The 10,242-nt window shown below is 62.5% G+C and carries 7 protein-coding genes; 6 read left to right on the plus strand and 1 reads right to left on the minus strand.

The genetic code is table 11. The annotated features are described in order from the left end of the window. Nucleotides 1-15: 15 nt before the first annotated feature. The 4 genes from pgeF to ilvN all read left to right on the plus strand — a co-directional run bounded on the left by pgeF (nt 16) and on the right by ilvN (nt 6,552). Nucleotides 16-795, plus strand: a complete 780-nt coding sequence (gene pgeF, locus QD172_RS16355; RefSeq protein WP_279856302.1) for a peptidoglycan editing factor PgeF — start codon at nt 16-18, stop codon at nt 793-795. Between the two features lie 327 nt (nt 796-1,122). Next, nucleotides 1,123-3,759 (plus strand): ATP-dependent chaperone ClpB, encoded by a 2,637-nt coding sequence (clpB, locus tag QD172_RS16360; RefSeq protein WP_279856303.1) that lies wholly within the window; start codon nt 1,123-1,125, stop codon nt 3,757-3,759. Between the two features lie 577 nt (nt 3,760-4,336). Next, the gene (locus QD172_RS16365) at nt 4,337-6,061 is read left to right on the plus strand and encodes an acetolactate synthase 3 large subunit (RefSeq protein ID WP_136939691.1); all 1,725 of its coding nucleotides are present in this window, start codon (nt 4,337-4,339) and stop codon (nt 6,059-6,061) included. Then, nucleotides 6,061-6,552 carry an acetolactate synthase small subunit gene (gene ilvN, locus QD172_RS16370; RefSeq protein WP_043337227.1) on the plus strand — a complete coding sequence of 164 codons (492 nt, stop codon included), beginning with the start codon at nt 6,061-6,063 and terminating at the stop codon, nt 6,550-6,552. The genes QD172_RS16365 and ilvN overlap by 1 nt, the downstream gene beginning before the upstream one ends. A 114-nt stretch (nt 6,553-6,666) precedes the next feature. Here ilvN and ilvY read toward each other — a convergent pair whose 3' ends face one another. Then, entirely contained in the window at nt 6,667-7,596 is a 930-nt protein-coding gene (ilvY, locus tag QD172_RS16375; RefSeq protein ID WP_084207772.1) for an HTH-type transcriptional activator IlvY, read from the minus strand. A gap of 320 nt (nt 7,597-7,916) precedes the next feature. On the opposite strand from ilvY, the gene ilvC reads away from it, so the two are divergent. Then, nucleotides 7,917-8,933 (plus strand): ketol-acid reductoisomerase, encoded by a 1,017-nt coding sequence (ilvC, locus tag QD172_RS16380; protein WP_043337232.1) that lies wholly within the window; start codon nt 7,917-7,919, stop codon nt 8,931-8,933. A gap of 209 nt (nt 8,934-9,142) precedes the next feature. Further along, on the plus strand, nt 9,143-9,994 hold the full coding sequence (gene pssA / locus QD172_RS16385; RefSeq protein ID WP_077373497.1) for a CDP-diacylglycerol--serine O-phosphatidyltransferase: 852 nt from the start codon (nt 9,143-9,145) through the stop codon (nt 9,992-9,994). Nucleotides 9,995-10,242: the final 248 nt, after the last annotated feature.

Genomic DNA, 10,242 nt, shown 5'->3' on the forward strand with positions numbered 1-10,242 from the left:
GCGCCAGGAGAGGTTATGCACGACGACAGTCTACGCCCGACCCTGATTCTGCCGGACTGGCCAGCACCCAGTCCGGTGCAGGCCTTCGTGACCACGCGTGAGAGTGGCCCGAGTCAGGGGCCATACGCTGGCTTCAATCCGGCGCGGCATGTCGGGGATGATCCGGCGATGGTCGCGCGGGTGCGTGATCTGCTCGCGGCGGAGGTCGATGATGGTCGTCCACTGGCGTGGCTGGATCAGGTGCATGGGACTCAGGTGGTGGATGCCTTTGACGTCTGTCACGCCGATGAGCGCCATGAGGCGGTGCCACCACGTGCTGACGCCTGCATCAGTACCGGTACGGGGCAGGCCTGCGTGGTGATGACGGCGGACTGCCTGCCGGTGCTGTTCTGTGATCGTCAGGGGACGCGGGTCGGGGTGGCGCATGCGGGCTGGCGTGGCCTGGTGGAAGGTGTGCTGGAAGCCACTGTCGCCCGCCTGGGAGATGACCCGGGCGAGCTGATGTCCTGGCTGGGCCCGGCGATCTCCAATGCCCAGTTCGAGGTCGGCCCCGAGGTGCGTGACGCCTTCATCGCGGATCTCCCCGAGGCCGACGACGCCTTCGAATCCAGTCCCTACCGGCTGGGCCACTATATGGGCGACCTCTACAAGCTGGCTCGCCTGCGGCTGGAGCGTGCGGGGGTCGGCCATGTCAGTGGCGGTCACTTCTGCACTGCCTCGGAATCGCGCTTCTACTCCCATCGCCGTGATGATGGCGTGACGGGGCGAATGGCCACGGTGATCTGGCTGCGCTGATAGCGTGAAATGGAGACCTGGCCGCCGCGATGCACCGACGCTCGGCAAGCCGAAAGACAAAAGCGCCCCGTTGACCTGATCACTCAGGTTGGCGGGGCGCTTTTCCGTGTCGAGCGAAAGCCCCTGGCGACATCTTCAGGCGCTGAGGGCCAACCTGCTGCAGGGGAACCTGATCTGGATCATGCTTCGCGGACAACATGCTGCGTTGCCGCAAATCACGCCTTGAAAGCGGCCCCCCAGCCCCCCATCTCTAGGGTTAGATACGAAATGTTACAGGCGAAGCTCCTGAGAAGAGGAGTACCGCCATGACTCTCAGGAGAAGGCACCATGCGCATCGACAAACTCACCAGCAAGCTGCAGAACGCGCTTGCGGATGCCCAGTCGCTCGCCGTCGGGCGAGGCCACAATGAAATCCATCCCCAGCATCTGCTGCTGGCCCTGCTGGAGGACCGCGATGGCGGTCTCAAGGCGTTGGTCAACAAGGCGGGCGGCGATGCCACTAGCTTGATGAGCGGGCTCAAGCGTCAACTGGATGACCTGCCCACCGTGTCCCAGTTCGACGGCAATGTCGCGCCTTCCCAGGCGCTCGGCAAGCTTCTGAATCTGGCCGACCGCGAAGCCCAGAAGCGCGGCGATCAATACATCGCTTCCGAGCTCGCGCTGCTGGCCGCGCTGGAGCTGGGCGGTGATCTCGGCAAGTCGTTCACCTCCTCGGGCATCAAGAAGCCCGCCCTGACCTCCGCCATCGATGCACTGCGCGGTGGCGAGGCGGTGGGAGATGCCGACGCCGAGAACAATCGCGAGGCACTCAACAAGTACACGATGGACCTCACCCAGCGTGCGCGCGACGGCAAGCTCGATCCGGTGATCGGGCGTGACGAGGAGATTCGTCGCACGATTCAGGTCCTTCAGCGTCGCACCAAGAACAACCCGGTGTTGATCGGTGAGCCCGGTGTCGGCAAGACCGCCATCGTCGAGGGGCTGGCCAGCCGTATCGTCAATGGCGAGGTGCCGGAAGGCCTCAAGAACAAGCGTGTGCTGTCTCTCGACATGGGCTCGCTGCTGGCGGGAGCCAAGTTCCGCGGCGAATTCGAGGAGCGCCTCAAGTCGGTGCTGAAGGAGCTGGCGCAGGAAGAAGGCCAGGTCATCCTGTTCATCGATGAGCTGCACACCATGGTCGGCGCGGGCAAGGCCGAGGGCGCGATGGATGCCGGCAACATGCTCAAGCCGGCGCTGGCGCGTGGCGAGCTGCACTGTGTCGGTGCCACCACGCTTGACGAGTATCGCCAGTACATCGAGAAGGATGCCGCGCTGGAGCGTCGTTTCCAGAAGGTGCAGGTGGATCAGCCCAGCGAGGAGGACACCATCGCCATCCTGCGTGGCTTGAAGGAACGCTACGAGGTGCACCATGGGGTGGATATCACTGACAGTGCGATCATTGCGGCCGCGCGCCTCTCATCGCGCTACATCACGGACCGTCAGCTGCCGGACAAGGCGATCGACCTGATCGATGAAGCCGCGTCACGCATCCGCATGGAGCTGGACTCCAAGCCGGAAGAGATGGACCGTCTCGACCGCCGTCTGATCCAGCTCAAGATGGAGCGTGAAGCCCTCAAGAAGGAGACCGACGAAGCGGCACTCAAGCGTCTCGGCGCGCTTGAGGACCAGATCGCGGAGCTGGAACGCGAATATGCCGATCTCGATGAGGTCTGGAAGGCCGAGAAGGCCAGTATCCAGGGGGCAGCGCAGTTCAAGGCCGAACTGGAACAGGCGCGCATCGATCTGGAACAGGCGCGGCGTGCCGGCGACCTCAGCCGCATGTCGGAACTGCAGTACGGCGTGATTCCGGGGCTCGAGAAGCAGATCAGCGAAGCCGGCGAAGGCGAGGCGGATACCTCCGCCCACGTGCTGCTGCGCTCCAATGTCACCGAGGAGGAGATTGCCGAGGTCGTCTCGCGCTGGACCGGCATTCCGGTCTCCAAGATGCTCGAAGGCGAGCGCGACAAGCTGCTGCGCATGGAAGAGGCGCTGCATGAGAAGGTGATCGGTCAGGATGAGGCGGTGATCGCGGTGGCCAATGCGGTGCGTCGCTCACGCGCCGGGCTGTCGGACCCGAATCGTCCCAATGGCTCCTTCCTGTTCCTCGGCCCGACCGGGGTCGGCAAGACGGAGCTCTGCAAGTCGCTGGCCAGCTTCCTGTTCGATACCGAAGAGGCGATGGTGCGCATCGACATGTCCGAGTTCATGGAGAAGCACTCGGTGGCTCGTCTGATCGGCGCGCCTCCCGGCTATGTCGGCTATGAAGAGGGTGGCTATCTGACCGAGGCCGTGCGTCGCAAGCCGTACTCCGTGCTGTTGCTCGATGAGGTCGAGAAGGCGCATCCGGATGTCTTCAACATCCTGCTGCAGGTATTGGAAGATGGCCGCCTGACCGATGGGCAGGGGCGTACCGTCGACTTCCGCAATACCGTGATCGTGATGACCTCGAATCTGGGGTCCGAGATGATCCAGCGCATGAGCGGTCTCAATGGCGAGCTGGCGGACGAGGAAGACACGCAAGAGAGTGTCGATCGCAAGGCGGCCTTCCAGTACGACGACATGAAGACGGCGGTCATGGAAGTCGTGGGCAATCACTTCCGGCCGGAGCTGATCAACCGCATCGATGAAGTGGTGGTCTTCCACGCGTTGGGGCAGGCGCAGATCGCCTCCATCGCCGGCATTCAGCTCGAGCGGCTCAAGGCGCGGCTGGCCGAACGTGATCTCGGCTTCGAGATCACCGATGCCGCGATGGCGCTGCTGGCCAAGGCAGGCTTCGATCCGGTCTACGGTGCGCGTCCGCTCAAGCGCGCCATCCAGAGCCGTATCGAGAACCCGCTGGCCCAGGCGCTGCTGGGCGGTGAATTCGTGCCCGGTGACGTGATCCAGGTCGGCGAAGAGGGCGGAGAGCTGACCTTCACGCGCTGAATCGCGCGCCCGTGAGTGACGCCCCACCGTGACGGAAGTCTGTCTTCCGCTTGCGGTGGGGCGTTTTCGTGTCTGTCGTCTGGGCGCAAAATGACAACCCGGTGGCAGGGATGCTGAAAATCACGAGGCAGAAAATTGCGAATTAAATGCCATCTGTGAGGTTTTACGCACGCATATGGCCGGATTTCCCGTTATCGGTGTGGCATTTGGCGTAGGCGGCGCACACTGGCGTAAGGTTGAGTTGACAGCCCCTTGCGGCTGTTGGACTCTTGACCATTCCTGATTGCGGGCGTGGCCATTCGGGCGACCCTCGAAGCGCCACGTGAAGGACAGACGCTGAGTCGCTGTCCGCCTGTCGAAGGATATGCCGATCAGGGTACGCCAACCGTACCGATCGGCCATCAGCCCCGACCGCATCCAACCGATGCGACAAGAGTGCAGGCCCTAACCGGGCCGCAGACGCCAGGGTTTGGCATCAGGTGCCGCAACTGTTGCGGTAGCGACATTCAGGTCGCACTCGATCCGGCTTGCGTATTGCTGCCGGACGCACTCGAGACCTCCAGGGGAGAACAACCAAGTGGAATTGCTTTCCGGCGCTGACATGATCGCCCGCGCGCTGCATGACGAGGGCGTGGAGTATATATACGGCTATCCCGGTGGAGCGGCGCTGCACATCTATGACGCCCTGTTCCGTCAGGACAAGGTCCAGCACATTCTGGTCCGCCACGAACAGGCTGCTACCCACGCAGCCGATGGCTACGCACGCGCTTCCGGCAAGCCCGGAGTCGTGCTGGTCACCTCAGGCCCCGGCGCGACCAATGCCGTGACCGGTATCGCCACGGCCTACATGGACTCGATTCCCATGGTCGTGCTGTGTGGCCAGGTCGCCAGCCACCTGATCGGTGAAGACGCCTTCCAGGAAACCGACATCGTCGGTGTGACTCGCCCGATCGTGAAGCACAGCTTCTCGATCAAGCACCCGAGCGAGATTCCGGAAGTCATCAAGAAGGCCTTCTATCTGGCCTCCAGCGGACGCCCGGGGCCGGTCGTCATCGACATCCCGAAGGACATGACCGCCCCGACCGAGCGTTACGAGTACAGCTACCCCAAGAAGGTACGCATGCGCTCCTACAGCCCGGTCACCCGTGGCCACAGCGGCCAGATCAAGAAGGCCGTCGAGCTGATGCTCAAGGCCCGCCGCCCGCTGTTCTTCACCGGCGGTGGCGTGGTCTCCGGTCGTGCCAGCGAAGCGCTGACCGACCTGGTGCGCCGTCTGAACTTCCCGATCACCACCTCGTTGATGGGCATCGGTGCCTATCCGCAGGGCGATCGCCAGTGTCTGGGCTGGCCCGGCATGCACGGCTCCTATGAGTCGAACAATGCCATGCACCACACCGATCTGATCATCTGCATCGGCGCGCGCTTCGATGACCGCGTGACCAACAACACCTCGAAGTTCTGCCCGACGGCCAAGATCATCCACGTCGACATCGACCCGAGTTCAGTCTCCAAGACCGTGCGCGCCGATGTGCCGATCGTCGGTCCGGCCGATGCCGTGATCAACGAGATGATCAGCCTCGTGCAGGGACGTGAGCTGGCCAACCCTGATGCACTGGAAGCCTGGTGGTCCCAGATCGATGGCTGGCGTGCCGAGCGTGAAGGCAAGCTGTATGAGCCGTCCGCCCCGGGCGAGCCGCTCAAGCCGCAGCAGGTGGTGGAAGCCGTGCACCGCGCGACGCGTGGCGAAGCCTTCGTCGCCACCGATGTCGGTCAGCACCAGATGTTCGCCGCCCAGTACTACAAGTTCCAGCGCCCCAACCGCTGGATCACCTCCGGTGGTCTGGGCACCATGGGCTTCGGCTTCCCGGCAGCCATGGGCATCAAGATGTCCTACCCGGATGACGATGTGGTGCTGTTCACCGGGGAAGGCAGCTTCCAGATGATGATGCAGGAGTTCTCGACCTGTAAGCAGTACGGGATCGGGGTCAAGATCATCAACCTCAACAACCAGTCGCTGGGCATGGTGCGTCAGTGGCAGGACCTGAACTACAAGTCCCGTCACTCGCATTCCTATATGGAGTCGCTGCCTGACTTCGTGCAGCTGGCGGGCGCCTATGGCTTCCGTGCCATCAAGGTGCACACGGTGGAGGAGCTCGAACCTGCGCTGGAAGAAGCCTTCCGCAACAAGGACGAGCTGGTGTTCCTCGACATCTATGTCGACCCGCGTGAACACGTCTATCCGATGCAGGTGCCTCTCGGCTCCATGCGTGACATGCTGCTTACGAAGACGGAGCGGACCTGATGCGCCATATCATCTCCATTCTGATGGAAAACGAACCGGGCGCGCTGTCACGGGTCGTCGGCCTGTTTTCACAGCGCAATTTCAACATCGAGACCCTCAACGTGGCCCCGACCGAGGACGCGACCCTGTCACGTCTGACCGTCACCACGGTCGGCGAAGATCGCGTCATCGAGCAGATCACCAAGCACCTCAACAAGCTGGTGGATGTGGTCAAGCTGGTGGATCTCACCGAGGGCAGCCACATCGAGCGCGAGCTGATGCTGGTCAAGGTCAAGGCGTTGGGCGCCCAGCGTGACGAGATCAAGCGCACGGCGGACATCTTCCGTGCCCAGATCGTCGACATCACGCCGAGCCTCTACACCATCCAGATCACCGGTGACGGTGGCAAGCTGGATGCCTTCCTGGCGGCGATGCAGCCGGTAGGGGTGCTGGAAGTGGCTCGTACCGGTGTCTCCGGCATCGCCCGCGGTGAGAAGGTGTTGAGCCTGTAAGACGGTGATTGTGGAAACGCGATACAAGAACGGCGCCCCTCGGGGCGCCGTTTTCGTTGTGGCGTGGTGCGGGCCATGTAGCGCAATGTTCCGTGGCGCAGGGTCACTGCGTCATCACTCCTCTGGCCGTCGCGGGGTACCGGGCAGCTGTTCCCAGAGTGCGCGTACCAGTGGATGTCGAAGACGTTTCTCCTGTACGCACAGCCCGACCTTGTAGGGGGTCAGCGGCGGATCGACATCGAGGATGCGCACCTGATCGGCCAGCGGGGAGTTGTCGAGCACGATCTGCGGCACCACGCCGATCCCGAAGCCCAGTCCGACCATGCTGACGATGGCCTCGTTGCCGGCAACCTGGGCATACAGGCGCGGCTTGATGCCACGAGTATGGCACCAGGCATCGAAGCGCTCGCGCGCCAGGCCGGTCTCGGAGAGGATCATCGGGACGCGCGCCCAGTCGATGTGGTCGTCCCCCGCTGACGAATCGTCCGCCTCGCCGATGCCTTCCAGCTGATGGCCGGGGCCATCACGACGCGGGGCAATGAAGCGCAGCGGCGACTCGGCGAAGTCGGTGAAGGCCAGGCGCGAGGGCAGCACGTCCGGGCGTGCGGCGATCGCCAGGTCCTCGTGGCCCATCAGCACGCGCTCCAATGCCACGGCGGGGTCACCGGTATGCAGCTTGAGCTCCACATGCGGATGGCGGGCCCGGAAGGAGGCGAGAATCTCATACAGGAAGCTGTAGCTGGCGGTCACCGAGCAGTACAGGGATAGCTCGCCACGCAGTTCATCGCTGTCTTCCAGCAATGACTGACGAATGTCATCCCACTGACTCAGGAGTTCGCGAGCATGACGACGGAAGCGCTCTCCCGCCGGTGTCAGTGCGACGCTGCGGTTGTCGCGCTCGAACAGGCTGACGCCCAGTTCCTCTTCCATGGCGCGAATGGCACGTGACAGGGCAGAGGCGCTCAGGTGCAGGGCAGTGCTGGCGCGTCCGAAATGCAGCGTTTCGGCGAGGGTCAGGAATTGCTTGAGTTGACGATTGTCCATGCCGGAGTCCGCTGTCGATGAGTGCTGAAGGGGGAAATGCCTTGTGTTGCGCTATATGGCATATGATGGTGCAAATATAGCATTTTACGCAATGCCGAGGTGCGGGTAAGGTGGACTCATCGCCGCGCAGGAGGAGGACGGCAGACCTTGATCCAAGGCGCACGACCTCCCAGGGACGCAGAGCGGTCAGGATAGATGGCCGTCGGCGCTGGACACTGACATACGCCCTTCCCTCGCGGGAAGGGTCGCAAGAACAACAGACACTCTTTCAAGATCTCACGCCATCCCGCTGACGGGGTGAGCCGCCAGGAGCAATGACGATGAAACTCTATTACGACAAGGATTGTGACCTCTCCCTCATCCAGGGCAAGAAAGTGGTCATCCTCGGTTACGGTTCCCAGGGCCATGCCCACGCGAACAACCTGAAGGAATCCGGCGTCGACGTCACCGTAGCCCTGCGTCGCTCTTCCTCCAGCTGGGCCAAGGCCGAAGCGGCTGGCCTGAAGGTTGCTGAAGTCGAGGAAGCGGTCAAGGCGGCCGACCTGGTCATGATCCTGGCGCCGGACGAGAACCAGAAGGCCATCTACGAGAACCAGGTGGAACCGAACCTGAAGCAGGGCGCGACACTGGCCTTCGCTCACGGCTTCAACGTCCACTACAACCAGGTCGTGCCGCGTGCTGACCTCGACGTCATCATGATCGCGCCGAAGGCACCGGGTCACACCGTGCGTTCCGAGTTCGTGAAGGGCGGCGGTATCCCGGACCTGATCGCCATCCACCAGGATGCGACTGGCCAGGCCAAGGACATCGCACTGTCCTACGCGGCAGGCGTCGGCGGCGGTCGTACCGGCATCATCGAGACCACCTTCAAGGACGAGACCGAAACCGATCTGTTCGGTGAGCAGGCTGTCCTGTGTGGTGGCGCGGTCGAGCTGGTCAAGATGGGCTTCGAGACCCTGACCGAAGCCGGCTACGCACCGGAAATGGCCTACTTCGAGTGTCTGCACGAGCTCAAGCTGATCGTCGACCTGATGTACGAAGGTGGCATCGCCAACATGAACTACTCCATCTCCAACAATGCGGAGTATGGCGAGTACGTGACCGGCACCGAAGTCATCAACGAGCAGTCCCGTGTCGCCATGCGCAATGCACTCAAGCGCATCCAGAGCGGTGAATACGCCAAGATGTTCATCCAGGAAGGCAACACCAACTACCCGTCCATGACGGCCCGTCGTCGTCAGAACGCCGAGCACCCGATCGAACAGACTGGTGAGAAGCTGCGTGGCATGATGCCGTGGATCACTGCCAACCAGCTGGTCGACAAGTCACGCAACTGATCCTGCCTATTGGATCCGGCGTGAAATGAGCGGGGCGCTCTCCATCAGGAGGGCGCCCCGCTTGCGTTGTTGCTCTATAAGCGCTATCGAATGGGGGAGGGAAGTGACAGTCGACGGTGAGGCCGCTAGGGTGTCACTACTATTCGCGCTCACTGGCAGGTGTAGAATGTGGTTACCCTGCCACGACGAGGCATGATGCAAGGAATCCCATGACTGACGAAAATCGACATCCCGGCGCAGAAGATGCCCCCGAAGAACCGACCCGCCGTAGCAGTTCCGTGCTGGACAAGGTGGTGGAAGAATTCACCGACGACAGCGAAGTCGTGGAAGAGGCCATCGAGGATGGCAAGCCCGTTCGTCGGCGTGGCATCTACCTGCTGCCCAACCTGTTCACCACGTCGGCATTGTTCTCTGGCTTCTTCGCTGTGGTATGTGCGCTGAACGGCGAGTTTGCCAATGCCTCCATCGCCATCTTCGTCTCGATGGTGCTGGATGGTCTCGATGGACGTGTGGCTCGCCTGACCAATACGCAAAGCGCCTTTGGTGCGGAGTACGACAGCCTGGCGGACATGTTGTCCTTCGGCGTGGCACCGGCACTGGTCACCTTCAGCTGGATTCTGCAGGATGTCGGCAAGATCGGCTGGATCGCCGCCTTCGTCTATGTCGCGGGCGCAGCGCTGCGCCTGGCGCGCTTCAATGTCCAGATAGGCTCCACCGACAAGAAGTGGTTCATCGGTCTGCCCAGTCCGGCAGCGGCGGCACTCGTGGCTGGCTGTGTGTGGACCATGCACAACTTTGACGCCGAGACCTTCGCCTTCAAGTCGCTGATGGTCTTCGTGGTCGCGGCTGCCGGTATCCTGATGGTGTCGAACATCCGCTACTACAGCTTCAAGGAGATCGACCTCAAGGGGCCGGTGCCCTTCGTCGCGCTGCTCGCCATCGTGCTGGCCTTCGTGGTCATCTCGCTGGAGCCGTCCGTGATGCTGCTGGGCCTGTTCGGTTGCTATGTCGCCAGTGGCCCGATCATGGCACTGGGCCGCAAGCTGCGCGGCAACAAGTAAGCGCCAGCTGCCATTGGTGTGATGATCGATATTCGGCCCCGCCATTTCTGGCGGGGCCGAATGCGTATCTGGCCAGGGGATATGTGTCAGCAAGCAACGGCGAGACGAGGCCAAAGGAGCAAGAAGAGGTGATGAGGGAAGAGATGTCGCCCGCATGTCCTCGAAATGACAATCGATGGAAAAAGCCCTTGCCCTCAGCCCGGATCGTGCGTAAAGTACGCATCCGCTGCCGGGGACGCATGGCGTTA

Source organism: Cobetia sp. 10Alg 146 (genome assembly GCF_029846385.1).
In the GTDB taxonomy this organism is placed as follows: Bacteria; Pseudomonadota; Gammaproteobacteria; order Pseudomonadales; family Halomonadaceae; genus Cobetia; species Cobetia marina.